The 24,529-nt window shown below is 42.3% G+C and carries 16 protein-coding genes and 1 riboswitch; of the genes, 3 read left to right on the forward strand and 13 right to left on the reverse strand.

From position 1 onward, the window contains the following. Positions 1-49 precede the first annotated feature (49 nt). Positions 50-1,831 (forward strand): ATP-binding protein, encoded by a 1,782-nt coding sequence (locus HRT96_RS13600; protein ID WP_293157631.1) that lies wholly within the window; start codon positions 50-52, stop codon positions 1,829-1,831. A gap of 52 nt (positions 1,832-1,883) precedes the next feature. After that, entirely contained in the window at positions 1,884-3,236 is a 1,353-nt protein-coding gene (locus tag HRT96_RS13605) for a sigma-54 dependent transcriptional regulator (RefSeq protein WP_293157634.1), read from the forward strand. 93 nt (positions 3,237-3,329) lie between these two features. Here the strand turns inward: HRT96_RS13605 and HRT96_RS13610 are convergent, their stop codons facing one another. The 3 genes from HRT96_RS13610 to HRT96_RS13620 are packed head-to-tail and all read right to left on the reverse strand — an operon-like array spanning position 3,330 to position 6,380. Then, complete coding sequence (locus HRT96_RS13610; protein WP_293157637.1) at positions 3,330-4,691, reverse strand: TRAP transporter large permease; 1,362 nt, start codon at positions 4,689-4,691, stop codon at positions 3,330-3,332. A gap of 3 nt (positions 4,692-4,694) precedes the next feature. Continuing rightward, positions 4,695-5,318 carry a TRAP transporter small permease gene (locus HRT96_RS13615; RefSeq protein WP_293157640.1) on the reverse strand — a complete coding sequence of 208 codons (624 nt, stop codon included), beginning with the start codon at positions 5,316-5,318 and terminating at the stop codon, positions 4,695-4,697. Between the two features lie 54 nt (positions 5,319-5,372). After that, positions 5,373-6,380: a DctP family TRAP transporter solute-binding subunit gene (locus HRT96_RS13620; RefSeq protein ID WP_293157643.1), complete on the reverse strand. Its 1,008-nt coding sequence runs from the start codon at positions 6,378-6,380 to the stop codon at positions 5,373-5,375. A gap of 461 nt (positions 6,381-6,841) precedes the next feature. Between HRT96_RS13620 and HRT96_RS13625 the strand changes: the two genes are divergently transcribed. Next, positions 6,842-7,762 carry an EamA family transporter gene (locus HRT96_RS13625; RefSeq protein WP_293157646.1) on the forward strand — a complete coding sequence of 307 codons (921 nt, stop codon included), beginning with the start codon at positions 6,842-6,844 and terminating at the stop codon, positions 7,760-7,762. Between the two features lie 62 nt (positions 7,763-7,824). Here HRT96_RS13625 and thiH read toward each other — a convergent pair whose 3' ends face one another. The 10 genes from thiH to rplJ form a co-directional block, all read right to left on the reverse strand. After that, the gene (gene thiH, locus HRT96_RS13630; protein WP_293157649.1) at positions 7,825-8,946 is read right to left on the reverse strand and encodes a 2-iminoacetate synthase ThiH; all 1,122 of its coding nucleotides are present in this window, start codon (positions 8,944-8,946) and stop codon (positions 7,825-7,827) included. A gap of 23 nt (positions 8,947-8,969) precedes the next feature. Further along, positions 8,970-9,779 (reverse strand): thiazole synthase, encoded by an 810-nt coding sequence (locus HRT96_RS13635; protein ID WP_293157652.1) that lies wholly within the window; start codon positions 9,777-9,779, stop codon positions 8,970-8,972. Beyond that, positions 9,780-9,977, reverse strand: a complete 198-nt coding sequence (gene thiS / locus HRT96_RS13640; protein WP_293157655.1) for a sulfur carrier protein ThiS — start codon at positions 9,975-9,977, stop codon at positions 9,780-9,782. A gap of 102 nt (positions 9,978-10,079) precedes the next feature. Then, complete coding sequence (locus HRT96_RS13645; protein WP_293157658.1) at positions 10,080-10,850, reverse strand: HesA/MoeB/ThiF family protein; 771 nt, start codon at positions 10,848-10,850, stop codon at positions 10,080-10,082. Position 10,851: 1 nt separating this feature from the next. Next, positions 10,852-12,327, reverse strand: coding sequence for a thiamine phosphate synthase (thiE, locus tag HRT96_RS13650; RefSeq protein WP_293157661.1), 1,476 nt, complete (start codon positions 12,325-12,327; stop codon positions 10,852-10,854). 7 nt (positions 12,328-12,334) lie between these two features. Then, entirely contained in the window at positions 12,335-14,353 is a 2,019-nt protein-coding gene (gene thiC, locus HRT96_RS13655) for a phosphomethylpyrimidine synthase ThiC (RefSeq protein WP_293157664.1), read from the reverse strand. Between the two features lie 131 nt (positions 14,354-14,484). Then, positions 14,485-14,586: riboswitch (TPP riboswitch) on the reverse strand. Between the two features lie 322 nt (positions 14,587-14,908). Further along, positions 14,909-19,192 (reverse strand): DNA-directed RNA polymerase subunit beta', encoded by a 4,284-nt coding sequence (gene rpoC / locus HRT96_RS13660; RefSeq protein ID WP_293157667.1) that lies wholly within the window; start codon positions 19,190-19,192, stop codon positions 14,909-14,911. A gap of 100 nt (positions 19,193-19,292) precedes the next feature. Then, the gene (gene rpoB / locus HRT96_RS13665) at positions 19,293-23,330 is read right to left on the reverse strand and encodes a DNA-directed RNA polymerase subunit beta (protein ID WP_293157671.1); all 4,038 of its coding nucleotides are present in this window, start codon (positions 23,328-23,330) and stop codon (positions 19,293-19,295) included. A gap of 233 nt (positions 23,331-23,563) precedes the next feature. After that, positions 23,564-23,929 (reverse strand): 50S ribosomal protein L7/L12, encoded by a 366-nt coding sequence (gene rplL, locus HRT96_RS13670; protein ID WP_067048316.1) that lies wholly within the window; start codon positions 23,927-23,929, stop codon positions 23,564-23,566. A gap of 47 nt (positions 23,930-23,976) precedes the next feature. Further along, positions 23,977-24,480 (reverse strand): 50S ribosomal protein L10, encoded by a 504-nt coding sequence (gene rplJ / locus HRT96_RS13675; protein WP_293157675.1) that lies wholly within the window; start codon positions 24,478-24,480, stop codon positions 23,977-23,979. Positions 24,481-24,529 lie beyond the last annotated feature (49 nt).

The raw sequence follows: 24,529 nt of genomic DNA on the forward strand, positions 1-24,529 counted from the left end.
GATTGGAAATTTAACCATGTTACGTTATTGTATGCCTAGAGGTGTAATAATGTTAATAACACGAAAGTTTTTGATTGCTTGTTATCTCATCAGTGTAATTATTTTATCCACCTGGGTTTGGCGATCCGGTTACGCTAAATTAGTCAGCCAAAGCAATCAGCAATTAGATATTTTTGCGGCTCACTTACAAAGTCAATTACAACGCTTTGACGCGATCCCCAGATTACTGTTCGATCAAAAATTAGTGGTAGCAAGCTTACAAGATACCGACAACGCGCAACTGCAAGCAAAAACCAATCGTTATTTAAACCATGTTAACAATACCATTAGCGCGTCAGATACTTATCTTATCGATCTTAATGGCACCACCATCGCCGCCAATAACTGGCGCGATGAACAAACCTTCATAGGTAAAAACTTTGCTTTCCGTCCTTACTTTCAGCAAGCCGTTAGCGGACAACAAGGCCGCTATTTTGCGTTAGGCACGACATCGGGACAACGCGGGTATTATTTTTCCTCTCCCGTTATCAACGCAGATAAAATTATTGGTGTTGTCGTGGTGAAAATGGATCTATCAAAAATTGAAAAAGAGTGGACCGGCAAACAAGCTCACTTTATGGTGACGGATGATGACAATATTATTTTCATCTCGAATACCCAGTCATGGCTGCTGCATAGTTTAACGCCGCTGAGTACCGAAAAACGACACCAAATAACGCGTAGCCGCCGTTATGGTGACAAGGCAATAGCCGCCCTAAATTTCTCAGGTCCGCTCGAGGATAACCCCACACTATTACAGCTAACGACAAGTAAACCGTTTGCGACTAATTATCTTTCCATCAGTAAATATATGCCCGCAGCGGGCTGGACGGTAAGAGTATTCGCCCCATTAACCGCGATCTTCATCGATATTGCTATTGGCATGGTATTACTGTCACTCGTTTTTTGGTTGCTCAATTTACGCTTAAGATTATCCATGCATAAACGTCAGCGCGACCAGGACAAAGAAGTACAGCGCATCAAAACCAAGCACAAATTAGAACAAGAAGTTAAACGCCGCACCGCAGATCTAAATAACGAGATCATTGAACGGCAGAAAATGGAACAAACCCTGCGTGATACCCAAAAAGAACTGATCCAGACCGCTAAGTTAGCGGTATTGGGTCAGCTGTCAGCGAGCATCAGTCATGAATTAAATAACCCACTCGCCGCCATCCGTAGTTATGCCGATAATGCTTTGGTATTTTTACAACGCGAACAACATCAGTCAACTCAAGATAATCTCCAACGCATTATTCATTTAACTGAGCGCATGGCAAAAATAAGTTCACAGTTAAAATTTTTCGCCCGTAAATCCAGCGGTGAATTGCACACAGTGCCACTGCGGAATGTGATTAACATGGCCGTCGAGTTAGTCAAACCACAATTAAAAAATAACCAGATCAGTATTACTGTGGATGACGCCAACATTGATGTTCAGGTTAATGTCGACCAGGTACAGTTAGAGCAAGTGCTGGTGAATTTATTATCCAATGCCATGCAAGCGGTTGAAGACGCCAGTGAAAAAAACATTCATATTATTTTGTGCCGACATCAAGAGCAAGTCATTGTCCAAGTTGATGATTCAGGCTCAGGCATAAACCCAGCAAATTTACCGCAACTGTTTGATCCATTTTTTACCACCAAGGACACAGGTCTCGGTCTGGGTTTATCTATATCCCACAAAATAATGCGTAATATGCACGGCAATATTAAAGCAGAAAACCGCCCTAATTCCGGAGCCAGATTCAGCCTTAGCTTGCCTATCGCAGTAATCACCGAGCTAGCATAAAACAATGACAGTGCCATCACAGCGCTATTACAAGACAAGCATAGGATAAATAATGAGTCAGGTTTTTTTTATTGATGACGAAGAAGATCTACGGTTCGCTAATCAGCAAACCCTAGAACTTGCTGGAATTAGCGTAACCTGTTTTGCCGATGCTGAATCAGCGCTCACTCAGCTAGCGGTAGAAACACCTTTAGTGGTGATCACGGATATCCGTTTACCCGGTTTATCTGGTCATAAATTATTGCTAAAACTGATGCAACAAGACCCTAGCCTACCGGTTATTTTAATTACTGGGCACGGTGATATTTCACTTGCGGTACAAGCGATGCAGGATGGGGCTTATGATTTCATTGAGAAGCCATTTGCCTCAGTACGACTCACAGAATCGGTAAAACGCGCTATCGAAAAACGCATGTTAACCGAAGAAAACAAAACCTTAAAAAAAGCCCTGCAAGCCAAAGAAACACTGGGTCCTCGGATCATAGGTACCACTCAAGCGATTGTAGAATTACGTGAAATGATTACCCAAATTGCTGATACTCCTGCCGATATTCTATTATTTGGGGAGACAGGTACCGGTAAAGAACTCGTGGCCCGTTCGCTGCATGAACAAAGTAGCCGTCGAACCCATAATTTTGTCGCCATCAATTGCGGCGCAGTACCAGAAAACCTCATTGAAAGTGAATTATTTGGTCATGAAAAAGGCGCTTTTTCGGGTGCATCAGGCAGGCGTATTGGCAAATTTGAATATGCCCAAGGCGGCACTTTATTTCTCGATGAAATAGAGTCAATGCCCATGCAGGCGCAAATAAAACTATTACGTATCTTACAAGAACGTACCCTCGAACGCCTTGGCTCGAATAAAGAAATACCACTGGATATTCGTATTATTGCAGCCACTAAAGTCGATCTAAAACAAGCAGCCAACACCGGGGTATTTCGCCAAGATCTGTATTATCGCCTTAATATAGTAACCCTAAACTTACCACCGCTGCGCCAACGTTTCGATGATATTCAAAGCCTGTTCCATCATTTCTTATTGGTTGCTGCTGCCCGGTATAGTAAAGCCGCCCCAGCATTACCACCTCAAGATGTACAAACATTGCTTGCGCATGATTGGCCAGGTAATGTGCGTGAGTTAAGGAACGCTGCCGAGCGCTATATATTGCTGGGTAAACTCACCGGTCTAAACTCGGTTAACGAAGTCCAAGTAACATTGACGAAAAACTTATCCGAGCAAGTTGAAGCCTTCGAGAAAATTCTGATTGAACAAGCGCTAACAAGCTGTAATGGCAGTATAAAAGACACGATGCATCAGCTTAACTTAGCGCGTAAAACCTTGTATGACAAAATGCAAAAGCATCAAATCGATAAACAAGCTTTTAAAGAACAGGCTGTTAAATAACGATCTATGCAGCAATAACCTGTAAAAAAGCACAACTAAAAATGGCCAGCATAGGCTGGCCATTTTGTTATTACCTTAGTACTGACTGACACCTTAACGAATTATCAATTCAGGTCCCATCATCAAGGTTGGTAACCACGTTGATATCCAAGGTACATACGTCACCATGATTAAGAATACTAACATCAATGCCACCCACGGCATCACCGCTTTCACCACTTGCAGCATCGACATATTGGCGACACCCGAGGTAACAAACAGATTCAAGCCCACGGGCGGTGTGATCATGCCAATTTCCATATTCACCACCATAATGATACCAAGATGGATCGGATCAATACCGAGTTCTAATGCAATCGGAAATACCAAGGGCGCGACAATAATCAACAAACCCGATGGTTCCATAAACTGACCACCAATCAAGAGTAAAACATTCACCACGATCAAAAATGTAATAGGTCCAAGACCGGCACTTAACATGGTTTCAGTGATCATTTGTGGAATACGTTCTTCGGTTAATACATGCTTCAAAATTAATGCATTAGCAACAATGAACAACAACATGATGGTCATTTTACCGGCATCAAATAAACTTTTCTTGGTATCTGGATGACATAATACGTGCAGTGATTTAACGATCACCGATTGACTGCTTTTCTTATCGGCAAAAGGCCCCATGTCTTTATACACAAAGTTAGCAATCACAAACGCATACACAGCAGCAACTGCCGCCGCTTCTGTCGGCGTAAAGATACCGCCGTAAATACCACCGAGAATAATAACAATTAACATCAACCCCCACGATGCATCCTTCGCTGAACGAAAAACTTCACTCCAACCAACAAACGGTTGCGCGGGTAATTTTTTAACTTTCGCGGTAATAAAAATCGCGATAATAAGCATCAGTCCCGCTAGCATTCCCGGAACTACACCCGCTAAAAACATGCGGCCAACAGATACATCCGTAGCGGCGGCATACACCACCATCACAATGGAAGGCGGAATTAAGATGCCTAAGGTACCAGCATTACAAATAACCCCGGCAGCAAACTCTTTGCTGTAGCCATTTTTAACCATACCTGCGATAACTAAACTACCGATAGCGACAACCGTTGCTGGTGATGAACCAGACAACGCTGCGAACATCATACACGCGACCACAGAAGCAATCGCTAAACCGCCAGGGAACCAGCCAACGATAGCAATGGCAAAACGAATGATGCGCTGAGCAACACCACCAGTGGACATAAAGGTCGAGGCCAAAATGAAAAACGGGATCGCCAATAAGGTGTAGTGGCCAGCAAACGCATTAAATAATGTTTGTGCAACAGATGCTAAGCTAGCATCGGAATTAACCAGCAAAAACAGGATACTTGATAAACCAAGTGACACCGCAATTGGCACACCGAACATCATGAACCCGATGATCATCAATAACAATACAACTAAAACCATAACTTAATCCTTGTTATCTTCTTGTTCTAATACCGCCAACGCTTCTTCAGCTTCGTGACTTGCGATCACACGGTCAATTTTATTAGTAAGCACTTGCCATAACAGCTGTGCAAACCTAAATGTCAGCAATGCAGTACCTAGCGGTAAGGAAAAATAAGGAATAAAACGAGGTAATTTTTCATAACGTTCTCCCTCATTAAACCAATCGGAAAGGAACTGTAAGAATTCTGGCATCGGAATATCATCGGTTTCATACCATGCTTGATCAGTAATAAACGGATACCAATAATTCCACGATCCGATCAATAACAACACAGAGAAAAGTAAGCACGCACTTACTGCGATAACGGCATAAATTTTACGTAATTTCACTGACGCTATATTAATTAAAATATCAACGCCGATATGAGAATGTTTTTTTACCCCGTACGAAGCCCCCACTAACACTAACCAAGCAAATAAAAATACGGTTAATTCTAACGCCCATAAAATATTGCCATTAAATAAATACCGAAACACCACATTGGCAAAAGTGAGCAAGGTCATCACACCTAATGACAGGGCAATATTCAGCTCTTCAAGGTTGTCGGTGACACGCCCTAAGCGCGTCCATAATCCATTATTCATACTGGTTCCCTTCGATTAGCTTAACGCGGCATAAATCACTTATGCCGCTTGGTATTATGATTTATTCGACGCTAATGCTTTCTGGATCAAGTCACTACCAATATCTTTCTCGAACTTAGACCAAACAGGTTGTAGCTTAGTAACCCAAGCTTGACGTTGTTCTGGCGTTAACGTACGTACAACGCCACCAGCCGCGATAATATTATTTCTATTTTCATTATTAATACGCGCAGATTCGGCATTACGTGTTGCAGTTACCTCTACAATAATTTGACGCAGTTGCACTTTTACATCGTTCGGTAATTTAGCCCACCAGCGGTTTGACGTAACCAATAGATAATCAAGAATACCGTGATTGGTTTCGGTTACACCGTCCTGAACTTCGAAGAATTTTTTGCCATAGGTATTCGACCAAGTATTCTCCTGACCATCAATAACGTTGGTTTGTAGACCGCCGTATACTTCTTTGAATGACATTTTTTGTGGGTTAGCTCCAAGCTGCTCAAACTGCGCAACCAGTACATCAGATGCCTGAACTCGGAATTTCAAACCTTGGGCATCTTCAGGAGAAATAAGTGGACGGTTAGCTGACATTTGCTTCATGCCATTATGCCAAAATGCTAAGCCCTGCAATCCACGGCGGCGCATTGAATTTTTCAATTTCTCACCGGATTCAGAGTTTTGAAAACGATCAACAGCATCAACGTCATCAAACAGGAAAGGTAAATCAAAAATGCGGAATTTTTTGGTGACTTTCTCAAATTTAGACAGTGACGGTGCCGCTAATTGCACATCACCGCTTAATAATGCTTCAAGCACTTTATTATCATCGTAAAGTGTTGAGTTAGGGAAAACTTGCATACAAGCTTTACCATTCATCTCTTTATTTACTCGTTCCTCAAGTAATGACGCAGCAATACCTTTCGGGTGCTTACTCGTATTCGTCACATGACTAAATTTAATTACGATCTCACCCGGATCACACGCACCTGAAGAGGCTTGAGCCGTAAAAGTGGTCATGCTCGCCAGTACTATCGATATTGCCGTAGCGTATTTAAACATAATAATCTCCATATAATTATAACGTTGTTAACCAAGAAAAAACCGCCCAATTAACAGTGTGATAACCATATAGCAACCATTAGTCCACATTTTAATTTTAAAATAAAAACCCTAAACAACAACATCTTAACAAAGGCGTAGCACTAAGCACATGCTGAAAATGGGTGTGTTCTCACCCATGATAAAGATGGGTTTGGGGTAAATACCGCCAATCTAACCTTGAATTTGAACTGTCGATAAGTTTAACCAGTCTACGAACGTTTTATTGCAAAAAATGCGATATTGAAAAATAAATACAGTGATAAAAATAGGTAGTAAACCAATTATTTTCACAATTTAATATATATGGAGTATTTATTACCTGTTTAATATTGTTTTAAAAGGAAATAGGAAAGCATATACCTCAACAAAAGGCATAGAATTATCGTATTGAATATCCCAGCTTATATAGAGATCATCTTATGAATACAAAACTCGTCGCCACATTATTATTTGCATCTGTATGTTTGATCTGGGGTACTACCTGGATGGCAATGGAAATTGCAGTACATTCAATACCACCAATTACAGCAACAGGATTACGCTTTGCATTAGCTGCACCGCTATTAATTTTAGCTGCTCGCAAGCTCAATATCCCGTTGATGTTCCCTAAAGGTAAAAAACTTGAATTTGCGTTAATCAGTGTGTTTTATTTTGCTGCACCATTTACCTTAATGATTTTTGGTGAGCAATATATTTCATCAGGCTTAGCATCAATTATTTTTGCCACTATGCCGGTTGTAGTATTAGCGTTTGCGGTATTAGTACACCGCCAAAAAGTACACATTCATCAGGTCGCTGGTCTTGCCATTGCTTTGTTCAGCTTAATTACAATTATTAGTAATGAGATGGGCGTGAGTGCCAATGGTAGCCTGATTGGTGTTGGTGCATTAGTGCTAGCCGTATTAATGCATGCGACGATTTATACCAGTGTACAAACGCGTTGTCAGGGTATTCACGTACTGACGTATAATGCACTACCGTGTCTTGTTGCTGCAGTACTATTATTGACTGTTGGCGTATTCACAGAGCAACCAGACTTTAGCACATTCACATCAACATCTTGGTTATCGGTTATTTACCTTGGCGTTATTGCTGGTATTGGCGGCATCATGGCTTACTTCCAATTAAATAAAGTAGCAAGTCCGTTTCAAGCATCAATCTGTTTTCTTGTGTTCCCTGTTATCGCGCTTGGCCTAGACAGTGTAATCAACGGCAGAACGATTAGCCACGAATCATTAATCATGATGATAATGCTAACGGCAGGTGTTTTACTGTGTAAATTACCGATTGAATTAATCAGTAAACGTTTCGCGAGAACAGCGGTAAACGTAGAAAAGTAATAATCATCACTAAATAATAAACATAGGCTGTATTCACATTCGTAAGCGCAGCCTATGTTCCGTTATTTCAGTGCCGTTAACGACCGGTCCCAATCTTTCCAAACCACTTCTAAGCCCATGGTTTTGACTAGCTCTGCCATTTCACTTGGTGAACGGTCATCATCAATTTCAAACTGCTCTAAAGCTTTCTCTGTATCGTCAGAATAACCACCGGGTTGGGTTTTCGAACCCGCACTGATAGTCGTTATGCCCAAGGGAATAACATTGTCACGAAAATGCTCGGACTCTCGAGTCGATAACGATAATTCCACATCCGGATTAAACAATCTATAAGCACAAATCAACTGTACTAATTGGCGATCATTCATAATCGACTTCGGCTGAAATGCACCTTCACACGGTCTTAAACGTGGGAAAGAAATTGAATACTTGGTTTGCCAATAACGTTTTTGCAAATAATCTAAATGCGCAGCAACATGGAAACAGTCGGTACGCCATTCATCCAAGCCAATTAATGCACCTAGCCCCATTTTATGAATACCGGCTTTGCCTAACCGGTCTGGAGTTTCAATTCGATATTTAAAATCGGACTTCTTACCTTTGAGATGGTGCTCGGCATACGTCCGGGGATGATACGTTTCTTGATACACTAAGACTGAATCTAACCCCAATTCTTTTAGTTCTTCATAATCGGCTTGTTCTAATGGCTGCACTTCCAAGGATAAATGCGAGAACTGCGATTTCAATTCATTAAATACCTGACGAAAATACGGCATCCCCACTTTACGTTCCGACTCACCCGCCACTAATAACAAATGATCAAAACCCATTTTTTTAATCGCTCGCGCTTCACTGTTTAACTGCTTCATATCCAGCGTAGTACGACGAATTTTGTTATGCATCGAAAAACCACAATAGGTACAAATATTAGAGCACATATTAGAAAGGTATAACGGCACATAGAATTGGATAGTATTACCAAAACGTTGGCGAGTTAACTGGACACTACGTTGGGCCATCTGCTCTAAATAAGGTTCTGCCGCAGGTGAAATTAAGGCTTGAAAGTCATCCAGATCGAGTCGAGACTTCGATAATGCTCGTTCAACATCTGCTGCCGTTTTGGCATAAATAGATAAGCGAATATCATCCCAATCTAATTTTTGTAATTGCTCGTAAAAGCTCATATTTAACCCTTAAATTGGCGTTATTACAGATCTAAAAATGCCGTCAATGGACTAGAAGCAACCGCAGTCTGCGCCTGACTACCTAACCCAGCTAAATAAGCTTGGCGACCAGCTTGCACGGCTAACGCAAATGCTTGACTCATTGCCACTGGATCTTTAGCCACCGCAATCGCAGTATTAACCAGTACCGCATCCGCGCCCATTTCCATGGCTAACGCCGCATGTGAGGGCGCGCCAATCCCGGCATCAACAATCACAGGGACTGTCGATTGCTCAATAATAATCTCTAAGAACTCTGCCGTGAGAATACCTTTGTTTGAACCAATCGGCGCACCTAATGGCATGACGGCAGCAGTACCTACGGCTTCCAGACGCTTACACAATACCGGGTCGGCATGAATGTATGGCAACACATGGAAACCATCTCGCGCTAATTGTTCTGTGGCCTTTAAAGTTTCAATAGGATCAGGTAGTAAATATTTAGGATCCGGATGAATTTCTAATTTAATCCAATTGGTTTGCAATGCTTCACGTGCTAATTGCGCAGCATATACCGCTTCTTTGGCATTACGCGCACCAGATGTATTGGGTAATAAGTGCATGCCTGCTGCAATCAAAGGCTTAAGAATATCATCCTCTTGATTAGCTAAATCAATGCGTTTTAATGCCATTGTCACTAACTGGGATTGAGATGCAATCAAGGCAGCAGCCATTATGTTTTGATCGCTAAACTTCCCCGTACCGGTAAACAACCGTGATGAAAAGGTTTTATCGGCAATGATAAGCTCATCGCTTGGTAATAAGAATGCTGGGTTTAACGTTGTTACTGACATTTAGCCTCCTGCAATAGCTTGAAATAAAGTCACTTGATCATTTTCTGACAACTGAAAATCTCCCCATTTTTGACGTGTTATAATGGCTTGGTTCACCGCTACCGCAATGCCTTTTCCCGGCTGTTCTAATACTGTCAATAATGACGTAATAGTCGTCACCGCGAGGTTGTGTATTTCATCGTTAATGATTAATTTCATCTTATCTTCCTGTCCCTCAAATCCAAATATTAAGCCATGAGGTTATTTAATTAACGGCTTAGTTTTACTATTTATATTCAGCACTTATATTTCATATTGGTATTAGCGACCTGCACACACAGCGCAGTCGGGATCTTTCATGACTGAGAGGTGCTGCCATTGCAAGGTTTTACCATCAAAACGCATTAACCGATTTAGTGAAGACAGCGGCATGCCGGTTAAATATTTAATCGCTTCCAATGCCTGCAAAGAACCAATAACCCCGACCAACGGCCCAAGCACACCCGAAGTACTGCAATTATTGACTTCCACTGTATCTTCGAAAGGATATAAACAGTGGTAACATGCCGAATCAGCTTGTTGGGCGTTAAACGCGATCAGTTGCCCTTCCATGCGAATACCCGCCCCGATTATTAACGGTAGTTTCTGGGTCACACAGATCTTGTTTATCGCTTGCCTAGTCGGCATGTTATCGCTGCAATCAATGACTAAATCAATTCGGGTCAACATGTCTGCCATTTCATTGTTCGCACTATCGAGGGTTAACCGCTGTGCGATCGTGGTGACATTCACATGGGGATTAAGCTGCGCTAACGAGGCTTTTGCCGCGCTAACCTTAGTTTGCTTTAACTGCTGCTGCGTAAAAATAATTTGTCGTTGCAGATTACTTAACTCAACATGATCATCATCGGCTAAAACTAAATGGCCAACACCAGCAGCAGCCAAATACAGAGCAACAGGCGCACCAAGGCCACCCACACCGACAATCAATACGTTGGCATTGCGCAATGCTAATTGTCCCTGTTCGCCGATGTCACCAAGCAGTAAGTGCGCGCTATAACGCATATATTCCTGATCACTTAATCCGGTCATATCAACAACTCACAGAGGTTAAGGATGATTGCGGTTCAACGATCGCCAATAAATCGGCAATGGCTTGCTTATAATCGTCAGCACAAGTGATCGCCGTGACCACGGCGACACTACCCACCCCTGTCGCAGCAACTTGCGGTGCACGCGCGATGCTAATACCGCCGATGGCCACTAAAGGATAATCCTGCATTAAGTCAGCATAACGCTGTAAACGTCGTAATCCCTGCGGTTTTGATGGCATGACTTTGGTGACTGTCGGATAGATATGACCGAGGGCGATATAACTCGGTTTTATCTGATGGGCACGTAATATTTCATAATAACCATGTGTGCTCAGACCTAATTTCAATCCTGCCTTTTTGATTGCCACAAAATCAGCGATGAGCATATCTTCTTGACCTAAATGCACGCCATAAGCACCATGTTCAATCGCTAATTGCCAGTAATCATTGATAAACAACCGTGCTTGATATTGACGGCCTAATGCCACAGCCGCTTTAATATCATCAACCACCTCGGTTGGGGTTTTATCTTTAATGCGTAATTGCAGGGTCTTCACCCCTTGCTGCAATACTTTTTCTAACCATGCCACTGTATCCACCACCGGATACAGTCCGAGTCTGTTCGTATCACAAGGCGCAAAATCATAAGCCAATTGCATTTGCTGTGCTAAGCCCAGTTGATCGCCCAATCCTGTGTTCGGTAATACAACCTGTGGGAAATCACGGCGATCGGTAGGCCATGCGTCTGCGATTTGATTTAAGTAAGCTCTGGCTACCACCAATGCATCATCAATGGGATAATCTTGGGCGATCACCGTTGCCAATGCCGAAGAAAACATACCACTGTTTTCATCTTTGCTTGGTGGCGTTAATGTCGCGCTTGCTGACGATAATAAGATTTCATGTTGTCCGTCAATATAAACATCGAGGGCGATAGATTGCGGCTTATTATCATGATGGCAATTAACAGTAAGCGCTTTCGCACAAACTCCTTTGACACCGACACTCAGTAGTGTGTTGATCGCTTGTTTCGTCGCACTGAATAACTTCGCAGCGTCAGTTCCGCCTTGCTCTTGCGGTAGGATCAATACATCCACGATCGGTAATAAGCGTATTTTAATCGTATTAATCAGCACTGTGTCTGTCGATTCAGCCTTTGCCATATCGGATAATGAAATGGATAACGGCTCATAGATAACACTGAGTTCTGGATGTAGTTGCTTATAAGCTTGTAAAAAACCAGCTAATATCTCCACATGCGAGGTTGTCGCTATCACCCCTATTTTAATGGCAGATGCCACAGGTGCGGCAGTCAATATCGCTAACTCAGCAGCAAAATCAGTATCAGATAACAGTGTCGTCGATACATGATAACCACTCCCACCCAACGCATTAATGGTATTAATATCGGCTTGAGTAGCAGCATTATCGCGAGCATCAAGGCTCGCGATAGTCCAAATAATGGCTTGAGTCATTAAGTTATTATTCCACGTTCTCAGTTGTAGATTCAGGCACACGACCATTTACCGCATCATGTGTTGGTGGCAGGTATAATTCAGCACCGTGCTTTTTAAATTCTTCCGACATCATCTGCATTCCCGCTTGAGCATCAATGACAACCACTTCATCGAGCAATTGAATACTGATTTTTTCTTGCTCGGCAGTGTAATCACGGACATCTTGTGAGATCTTCATTGAACAGAATTTTGGTCCACACATAGAACAGAAATGCGCAACTTTACCGGATTCTTGGGGGATATTTTCATCGTGATAAGCGCGTGCAGTATCAGGGTCTAATGCCAGATTAAATTGATCATTCCAACGGAATTCAAAACGCGCTTTCGACATGGCATTGTCACGGATTTGAGCACCCGGGAAACCTTTCGCTAAATCAGCCGCATGCGCAGAGATCTTATAGGTGATCATGCCTTGCTTAACGTCTTCTTTATTCGGCAAACCTAAATGTTCTTTGGGTGTCACATAACACAACATGGCACAACCGTACCAGCCGATTTGTGCCGCACCAATACCCGAAGTAAAATGATCGTAACCAGGAGCAATATCAGTCGTCAATGGACCTAAGGTATAGAAAGGCGCTTCATGACAAATATCGAGTTGCTTTTCAACATTCACTTTAATCATGTGCATTGGGATATGACCGGGGCCTTCGATAATAACTTGTACGTCTTGCTCCCACGCCACTTTCGTTAACTCACCTAAGGTTGCTAATTCAGCAAATTGGGCTTCATCATTGGCATCAGCTGCACAACCTGGACGCATGCCATCACCTAACGACAGAGATACATCGTAGGCTTTACAAATCGCGCAGATCTCTTCGAAATGGTCATAAGCAAAGTTTTCTTTATGATGGGTCAAACACCATTTCGCCATGATCGAACCACCACGTGACACGATCCCGGTAAGGCGTTTTGCCGTCATTGGTACATAACGCAACAATACACCCGCATGAATAGTGAAGTAATCAACGCCCTGCTCTGCTTGTTCGATCAAGGTATCGCGGAATACTTCCCAAGTAAGATCTTCAGCGATCCCATTTACCTTCTCTAACGCCTGATAGATCGGCACTGTACCGATTGGCACCGGTGAATTACGCAGGATCCACTCACGAGTCTCATGAATATTACGGCCTGTGGATAAGTCCATTACCGTGTCAGCACCCCAGCGTGTCGCCCACACTAGCTTCTCGACTTCTTCTTCAATCGACGATGTCACCGACGAATTACCAATATTGGCGTTTACTTTAACTAAGAAGTTACGACCGATGATCATCGGCTCAGATTCTGGATGATTGATGTTGGCAGGGATGATCGCACGACCACGCGCCACTTCATCACGGACAAATTCAGGCGTGATCTTTTCCGGAATACTGGCGCCAAAATCATTACCTGCATGCTGTTTTAATAACAGCTCATTATGGATCAACTCTCGACCCATGTTTTCACGGATCGCGATGTATTCCATTTCCGGGGTGATGATGCCTTTACGGGCATAATGCATCTGGGTAACGTTTTGACCGCCAATGGCTTTGAGTGGTTTTGGTAGATGTTCAAAACGGATATGATCAATACCGTCATCAGCAAGACGTTGCTGAGCAAAGTGCGACGTCACTATTTCTAATGCTTCAACGTCGTTACGCTCTGCGATCCATCCCTGTCTTAATTTTGGTAAACCTTGATGTACGTTTATTTCAATCGCAGGATCAGTATAGGCACCTGATGTATCGTAGATTGGAATCGATTCATTTTGCTCATAAATCGGATCGTCTTTACTGCCAGCAACTAACGTCTCATCAAGATTAATCTTGCGCATCGCGACTTGGATATCGTCACGGCTACCTGTGAGATGAAATTTTTCTGAATTAGGAAACGGTTGGCAACTGAGATTGTTAATAAACTCTTGGGCATTTTCGCGATTTTCACGACGTGTAGGTTTTTTTGTTTTGCTGGTTTGGTTAACATTGGTAGTAGACATAGCATTCATTCCTTTCTAATAAGATGATTGCTTGTCGTTGAGTATGTGTGGAGAGTAGTGATACAGATATGGTGATTGTTTATGTTATCAAAGCCGCCTTAAAATCCCTCTGGCAAACCTAGAATCGCACTCACATTATTGTATTAATCACTCTTGTTTCCTTACGCAGGTATTAGCCTGATCAGGTTCCACGGATCCCATATTTAAATGGTCTCAGCCCTAAAGCACTCCGACAAGATGCACGAGTATAGACTAAAATGTGAAGTGGAAACAAGAGTAACCGTGATTAATCCTCTCTTTCTACTGGTTTTGTACAGGTCATATCTGACAACGAAGGTCGATCTGCAGAGCCATTAATACTGATTGCGCATTGTTGATGATAGTCAGTAAAGTAACTAATAAGCATTTTCAACAGGCATAAAAAAATCCCCAAGACTATCGAAATAGTATTGGGGATTTGTGTTAGCTGTAAAAGACTACAACTTTATCTACTCAATATAAAAGGAAAAGTATCAGTGGGTCTGTGACTCTTCCTTTTTACTTTAATTGCATTCAGCAAATCAATTAAAGGTTATTTAGTAGGTTCGCTAAGTTCTGTTCAGCTTCATCAGTCGTAATTTCTTGCATTACTTCTTCTACTTTACCAGCACGTTTTTTCGCACGATCTTGGTGATAAGAGAAGCCTGTACCTGCAGGAATTAGACGACCAACGATAACGTTCTCTTTCAGACCACGAAGGTCATCAATCTTACCATGAACAGCAGCGTCGGTTAGAACACGTGTTGTTTCTTGGAACGATGCAGCTGAGATAAATGATTCAGTTGCAAGAGACGCTTTAGTAATACCCATAAGGATGTGCTGATACACGGCTGGTTGCTTGCCTTCAGCTACTAGCTGACGGTTAGCAATTTTCAGACGTGAAACTTCAGCTTGCTCACCTTCTAGGAAGTGACTATCACCAGCAGAGATTACGTTAGCTTTACGTAGCATTTGACGAACGATAGTTTCAATGTGCTTATCGTTAATCTTTACACCTTGTAAACGGTATACTTCTTGAACTTCGTTCGCGATATAGTTCGCAACATGGCTAATACCACGTAGACGTAAGATATCGTGTGCTGATTCAGGACCATCGGCGATAACTTCGCCTTTATTGACCTTCTCACCTTCGAACACGTTCAAGTGACGCCATTTATGGATCATCTCTTCGTAAGCTTCAGCACCATCAGTCGGTGTGATAACTAGACGACGTTTACCTTTAGTTTCTTTACCGAAACTAATAGTACCTGAGATTTCCGCTAAGATAGCAGCATCTTTAGGCTGACGAGCTTCGAACAGATCCGCTACGCGTGGTAAACCACCCGTAATATCACGTGTTTTCGAGCTTTCTTGAGGAATACGCGCTAACGCTTCACCAATAGTCACTAATGCGCCATCTTCTAAGTTAACGATTGCATTTGAAGGTAAGAAGTATTGTGCAACAACTTCAGTACCAGGAATGAATAAATCATTACCTGCTGCATCAACAAGCTTAACCATAGGACGTAAATCTTTACCAGCGGCAACACGTGCTGCAGGATCCAGAATTACCGTGCTAGATAGACCCGTTAGATCATCCGTTTGCTTAGTAACCGTAATACTCTCAATTAAGTCAACAAACTTAATTTGACCAGCCACCTCAGTGATGATTGGATGAGTATGCGGGTCCCAGTTAGCAATAATGTCACCAGATACAACAGCTGCGCCGTCTTTATATTCAACAACAGAACCGTAAGGTAATTTATGGCTTTCTTTAGTACGACCGTTTTCATCAATAATCGTAATTTCTGATGAACGTGACGTAATAACCAGCTTGCCTTCTACATTCTCAACGTATTTCTCGTTGTGGAATTTAATCGTACCCGTGTTTTTAACTTGGATATTATTTTCTGCAGAGGCTCTCGATGCCGCACCACCAATGTGGAATGTACGCATCGTTAACTGTGTACCAGGTTCACCAATTGATTGTGCTGCAACAACACCAACGGCTTCACCTTGACCAACCATAACACCACGTGCTAAATCACGACCGTAACAAGCTGCACAAACACCGAAGTCATTGTCACAAGTAATTACAGAACGTACTTTCATTTGATCAACTGAGTGCTCTTCTAAGAAATCACAAAGTTTTTCGTCAAGCAATGTATTACGTGGCAATATTACTTCACCAGTACTTGGATTCACAACATCTTCAGCAACAACACGACCAAGAACACGATCGCGTAGTGGTTCAACAACATCACCACCTTCAATATGAGGAGTAATGATTAGACCATTTTCAGTACCACAATCAATCTCGTTAATCACAAGATCTTGTGCAACGTCAACAAGACGACGAGTTAGGTAACCCGAGTTTGCTGTTTTAAGTGCTGTATCGGCTAGACCTTTACGTGCACCATGCGTTGAGATGAAGTACTGAAGTACGTTTAGACCTTCACGGAAGTTGGCAGTAATTGGTGTTTCAATGATCGAACCATCTGGTTTCGCCATCAGACCACGCATACCCGCTAACTGACGAATCTGAGCGGCACTACCACGAGCACCAGAGTCGGCCATCATGTAAATACTGTTGAATGATTTCTGTGTCTCAGTATCACCTAAAGAGTTCACTCTAGTTTCCGTAGACAAGTTATCCATCATTGCTTTTGAGATGTGCTCATTGGCACGCGCCCAAATATCAATCACTTTATTGTAACGCTCACCCGCAGTAACAAGACCAGACTGGAATTGTTCTTGGATTTGAGTTACTTCAACTTCAGCTGCTTCAATTAGCGTTTTCTTCGCATCCGGAATAACCATGTCATCGATACCAACTGATGCACCAGAAAGCGCAGCATAATGGAAACCGGTGTACATTATTTGGTCAGCGAAAACAACAGTATCTTTCGGACCTAATAGACGGTAACAGTCATTCAGTAGCTTACCAATCTGCTTTTTACCTAACGCTTCGTTAGATACTTTCAGGAACCAGTTAGCTGGATTCGCTGCAAGTTTAGCTTCTTCTTCAGCAGATAAAGTTTTGATCGGATCAATTAATGCGTATGGTAGACCCTTAGGTGCTACTAAAGAAAGAATCGCACGACCAACAGTGGTGTTTTTCAGTTCAGTGCGAACTGTAACTTCACCAGTGTCTTCATCTTTAAGATGTTCCGTAATACGTACTTTAACACGTGCATGTAGTTCAACTAGGTGGCTACGATAAAGCTTTTCAGCTTCTTCAGGGCTACCTAGTACCATGCCTTCACCCTTAGCGCCAACGCCAGAACGAGTCATGTAGTAAAGACCTAATACAACGTCTTGAGAAGGTACGATAACCGGTTCACCATTCGCAGGTGAAAGAATGTTATTCGTAGACATCATCAGTGTACGCGCTTCCAATTGAGCTTCAATTGTTAACGGTACGTGTACAGCCATCTGATCGCCATCGAAATCGGCGTTGTATGCAGAACATACTAATGGGTGTAACTGAATCGCTTTACCTTCAATTAGAACAGGTTCGAATGCTTGAATACCAAGTCTGTGCAGTGTTGGTGCACGGTTAAGCATTACTGGATGTTCGCGGATCACGCCGTCTAGGATATCCCAAACTTCAGGGCCTTCACGTTCAACCATTTTCTTAGCGGCTTTAATCGTTGTTGCAAAACCAAGTGATTCTAATTTACCGTAGATGAATGGTTTGAATAACTCAAGTGCCATTTTCTTAGGTAAACCACATTGGTGTAAGCGTAACGTTGGACCAACTGTAATTACAGAACGACCAGAGTAATCTACACGTTTACCGAGTAGATTCTGACGGAAACGACCTTGTTTACCCTTGATCATATCAGCAAGAGATTTAAGAGGACGTTTGTTAGAACCTGTAATCGCACGACCACGACGACCATTATCTAATAGCGCATCAACAGATTCTTGTAACATACGTTTTTCGTTACGTACGATAATATCTGGAGCAGCTAAGTCTAATAGACGTTTTAGACGGTTGTTACGGTTGATCACACGACGGTAAAGGTCGTTTAGATCAGAAGTAGCAAAACGACCACCATCTAGTGGTACTAATGGACGAAGATCTGGCGGTAATACCGGCAGTACGTTCATGATCATCCACTCTGGTTTGTTACCAGAGATAGCGAATGCTTCCATTAATTTAAGACGTTTAGTGATCTTCTTACGTTTAGTTTCAGAGTTTGTAGTCTCTAATTCTTCACGCATTTCTTCAATGTCTTGGGTTAGGTTTAGATCTTGTAACAAAGAAAGTACAGCTTCAGCACCCATCTTCGCATCAAATTCATCACCCCATTCTTCTAGGTTGTCAAGATACTGCTCTTCAGTCAGCATCATGCCACGCTCTAGCGAAGTCATACCTGGTTCGATAACAACATATGATTCGAAGTAAAGAATACGTTCGATATCACGCAGTGTCATGTCTAGTAATAGACCGATACGAGACGGTAATGATTTCAAGAACCAAATGTGTGCAACAGGAGACGCTAATTCGATGTGGCCCATACGGTCACGACGAACTTTAGTTTGCGTTACTTCTACGCCACATTTTTCACAGATAACACCACGGTGTTTCAGACGCTTATATTTTCCGCAAAGACATTCGTAATCTTTTACTGGGCCGAAAATACGCGCACAGAATAAACCGTCACGTTCTGGTTTGAAGGTACGGTAGTTGATGGTTTCTGGCTTTTTAACTTCACCAAAAGACCAAGAACGGATCTGCTCAGGTGATGCTAGACCAATCTTGATACCATCGAACTCTTCGGTCTTACCTTGCTGTTTTAGAAACTTTAATAAGTCTTTCACGTTTTTCTCCACTGGGAGTGAAAACTACGCAGCCTCAACTCACAGAATGAGTCGAGGCGCAATGCTAATTCAAAAGTTTGAATAATCTCTTAATAAGAGCTTATTTCTTACCTTTGTTTTCATCTAGTTCGATGTTGATACCCAATGAGCGGATCTCTTTCAACAATACGTTGAATGATTCAGGCATACCTGGGTCCATACGATGATCGCCGTCTACGATGCTCTTATACATCTTAGTACGACCGTTCACGTCATCAGACTTAACAGTTAGCATCTCTTGTAGAGTATATGCTGCACCGTATGCTTCCAGAGCCCATACTTCCATCTCACCGAAACGCTGACCACCGAACTGAGCTTTACCACCCAGCGGCTGCTGAGTAACTAGGCTGTAAGAACCGGTAGAACGTGCATGCATCTTGTCATCAACCAAGTGATTCAGTTTCAGCATGTACATGTAACCAACGGTAACTGGACGTTCGAATAGATCACCAGTACGGCCATCGTATAACTCTAATTGACCAGATTCTGGTAAATCAGCTAGTCTCAGCATTTCTTTGATTTCAGCTTCTGCAGCACCATCAAACGCCGGTGTTGCCATTGGCAGACCTTTACGTAAGTTGTGCGCAAGAACACGAACTTCCTCGTCAGAGTAAGTTGATAAATCAACTTTCTGATGCGAATCACCGATGTCGTATGCTTTTTGCATAAACTCACGGATCTTAGCAAGATCTTGTTGCTCTTTGATCATGTTATCGATTTTAGTACCGATACCACGAGCAGCAAGACCCAAGTGAACTTCAAGTACCTGACCGATGTTCATACGCGATGGTACACCCAGCGGGTTCAGTACGATATCAACTGGCTCACCAAACTTATCGTGCGGCATGTCTTCAATAGGCACGATTGTTGAAATCACACCTTTGTTACCATGACGACCGGCCATTTTATCACCCGGTTGGATACGACGTTTAACAGCTAGATATACTTTAACGATCTTAAGTACACCTGGTGCTAGGTCATCACCTTGGGTAATTTTACGGCGTTTGATATCAAACTTAGAATCAAAGTCAGCTCTTAGCTCATCATGTTGCTTCGCTAAGCTTTCTAATTGAGTCTGTTGTTCTTCATCAACAAGAACCATCTCTAACCATTGACCACGAGAAATAGCAGTAAGTTGCTCTTCTGTTTTGCCAGCAGCTAATAGTAAGTTTTTAACGCGACCGAATAAGCTCTCTTCGAAGATAGATAATTCTTCAGTTAAGTCTTTTTTCGCTTCACGTAATTGCATCTGCTCGATGTCTTGTGCACGTTTATCTTTATCTACGCCATCACGGGTAAATACTTGCACGTCAATTACAGTACCGTAAACAGAGTTAGGTACACGTAATGAACTGTCTTTTACATCAGACGCTTTTTCACCGAAGATAGCTCGTAGAAGCTTTTCTTCAGGCGTTAATTGTGTTTCACCTTTAGGGGTTACTTTACCTACCAGGATATCACCCGGCTTAACTTCAGCACCAACATAAACGATACCAGACTCATCTAGCTTAGATAATGCGCTTTCACCCACGTTAGGGATATCCGCAGTGATCTCTTCGCTACCAAGTTTAGTATCACGAGCAATCGATGATAACTCTTGAATGTGGATAGTCGTTAGACGATCTTCTTTTACAACACGTTCAGATACAAGAATTGAATCTTCGAAGTTGTAACCATTCCAAGGCATGAATGCGATACGCATGTTTTGGCCAAGTGCTAATTCACCTAGGTCTGTTGAAGGACCGTCAGCAAGCACGTCACCTTTAACCACAGCTTCACCAGTTAATACTGTTGGGCGTTGGTTAATACATGTGTTTTGGTTCGAACGTGTGTACTTAGTTAGCGTGTAGATATCAATACCCGCTTCACCTGGTACCAGTTCTTCTTCGTTAACTTTAACGATGATACGACTTGCATCAGCATAGTCGATTGAACCGCCACGTAGCGCAACAACAGTTACACCAGAATCGATTGCTACCGCGCGTTCAATACCAGTACCTACTAATGGCTTATCAGCGTTTAGTGTTGGTACGGCTTGACGTTGCATGTTCGCACCCATCAATGCACGGTTAGCATCATCGTGTTCTAGGAACGGAATTAGCGATGCCGCCACAGAAATAATTTGCTGTGGAGATACGTCCATATACTGGATGTTATCCGCTGACATAAAGGTAGTTTCACCTTTATGACGACATGGGATAAATTCATCTTGTAACATACCGTTTGTATCGATAGTCGCGTTAGCCTGTGCTACTGCATACAGACCTTCTTCGATAGCCGAAAGGTATTGAACGTCATTAGTGACTTTACCGTTGATTACTTTACGGAATGGCGTTTCTAAGAAACCATAATCGTTAGTACGGGCAAATACAGCTAGTGAGTTAATTAGACCAATGTTTGGTCCCTCTGGAGTCTCAATCGGACATAAACGACCGTAGTGAGTTGGATGTACGTCACGTACCTCAAAACCAGCACGTTCACGTGTTAGACCACCAGGCCCTAAAGCAGAAATACGACGTTTGTGCGTCACTTCTGACAATGGGTTATTTTGATCCATAAACTGAGACAGTTGTGATGAACCAAAGAACTCTTTAATCGCAGCTGAAATCGGCTTAGCATTGATTAAATCTTGTGGCATTACTGCATCAAGATCACCAAGACTTAGACGTTCACGAACAGCACGTTCTACACGAACTAAACCAACACGGAATTGGTTTTCTGCCATTTCGCCAACTGAACGAATACGACGGTTACCAAGGTGATCGATATCATCAACCTCGCCTTTACCGTTACGGATATTAATCAAAGTTTTCATCACTTCAACAATATCTTCTTTATTCAGGATGCCAGAGCCAGTATCTTCTTCGCGGCCAATACGGCGGTTGAACTTCATACGACCAACAGTAGATAGGTCATAACGTTCTTCTGCGAAGAATAGATTATTAAATAATCCTTCTGCCGCTTCACGCGTTGGTGGTTCACCAGGACGCATCATGCGGTAGATTTCAACTAACGCTTCAAGTTTGTTAGTAGTTGAGTCAACACGTAATGTGTCAGACATGTAACTACCTACATCAAGGTCGTTCGTATAAAGAACATCAATTACCTTGATACCAGCTTGAGACAATTCAGCCACAGACTCGAGTGTTAGTTCAGCATTCGCTGCAACAATCACTTCGCCTGTTTCTTCATTGATATAATCTTTAGAAGCTACTTTACCAGCGATATACTCTAATGGTACTTCGATTTCGGTTATGCCGGCTTTTTCAAATTTCTTGATATGACGAGCAGTAATACGACGACCATTTTCAACGTATACTTCACCGTTAGCAACGATGTCAAATACAGCTGTTTCGCCACGTAGGCGTTCCGGCAGTAGTTCCATCAATATCTTGCCATCTTTCACTTCAAAACGTGTAGTGTCGAAGAAGATTGCTAAGATTTCTTCCGTCGTAAACTCAAGTGCACGAAGAATAATTGATGATGGTAATTTACGTCGACGGTCAATACGAACGAATAAGCAATCTTTCGGATCGAATTCAAAGTCTAACCATGAACCACGGTAAGGAATAACGCGTGCGTTATATAGTACTTTACCTGATGAATGAGTTTTACCTTTGTCGTGATCGAAGAATACACCAGGACTACGGTGTAACTGAGATACGATTACACGCTCTGTACCATTAATAACAAAAGTACCAGTATGAGTCATTAATGGGATTTCGCCCATGTAGACTTCTTGTTCTTTGATATCTTTAATAGTACCTGCTGGTGCATCACGATCGTATAATACAAGACGTAATTTAACACGCAGCGGTGCAGAATAAGTAATACCTCGGGTTTGACATTCTTTAACTTCAAATACGGGTTCACCTAAACGGTACGATACATATTGAAGTTCAGAAGTTCCAGAGTAACTTTTAATAGGGAACACGCTACGGAATGCTGCTTCCAGGCCGTATTCACCTGTGTGATCCATTTCTAAAAACTTTTTAAAAGAGCTCGTTTGGATAGCCAACATTTGCGGCTTAGCCACAACTGGTGCACTTTTACCAAAGTCTTTACGGATACGTTTTTTTTCGGTATTAGAGTAAACCATTTGGTTCCTCAGCTCGCTGATAAGTGACCCACTCTGCCCTGAATAAGGACAGCTCTAACAACATCATTATATGTTTTTTATCCTGTCTCGACCAAATGAATTGGGCTAAACAGTGCGCAGAATTTTGGTTGAAATGATGTGAAATATCCAAACATCCTATAGCGCAAAAAGGCCGGCGATTAAAGAATCACCAGCCAATGCCTTATGAGGGCAATAATCTATTTAAGAATAGACTATTTGATCTCAACAGTACAACCAGCTTCTTCTAGAACTTTCTTAAGTTCTTCAGCTTCAGCTTTTTCTACAGCTTCTTTAACAGCTACAGGTGCAGATTCAACAACACCTTTAGCTTCTTTAAGGCCTAGACCTGTAGCAGCACGTACAGCTTTAATAGCTTTAACTTTGTTTTCGCCGAAAGAAGCAAGAATTACGTCGAATTCTGTTTGCTCTTCTTCAGCAGCAGCAGCAGCGCCGCCAGCAACAACTGCAGCAGCAGCTGATACGCCGAATTTTTCTTCCATTGCTTCGATTAATTCAACAACTTCCATAACAGAAAGTTCAGCAATTGCGTCGATGATTTGGTCTTTAGTAATAGACATGTGTCATTCCTAGTATTGTAAAATTTATTTTAGACAAAGCAGCTAAATTAAGCAGCTTCTTGCTCTTTTTGATCGCGTAAAGCAGCCAATGTACGTACAAGTTTGCCAGCTGATGCTTCTTTCATAGTCATCATTAACTGAGCAATTGCTTCGTCGTATGTTGGTAGTGTTGCTAGTTTATCAATGTTTTCTGCACCGATAAATTCGCCTTCAAATGCTAACGCTTTAACTGTGAAAGATTCTTCTTGTGCAGCGAAGTCTTTTAATAGACGAGCTGCAGCACCTGGGTGCTCATTAGAGAATGCGATCAGAGTTGGACCGGTAAATACTTCGCTAAGGCACTCAAATTCAGTACCTTCAACAGCACGCTTCATAAGAGTGTTACGTACTACACGGATGTAGACGCCATTCTCACGAGCTAGCTTGCGAAGACCAGTCATTGCACCTACAGTAACGCCACGTGAATCAGCAACTACTGCAGAAAGCGCAGCCTTGGCAGCTTCGTTGACTTCAGCAACAATTGCTTTTTTGTCGTCGAGACCTAATGCCATGGTCTATACTCCTGGATAAAACCGATAAAATCGGTATTAAAAATTTCCG

The sequence above is a fragment of the Moritella sp. genome (assembly GCF_013215705.1).
GTDB lineage: Bacteria > Pseudomonadota > Gammaproteobacteria > Enterobacterales > Moritellaceae > Moritella.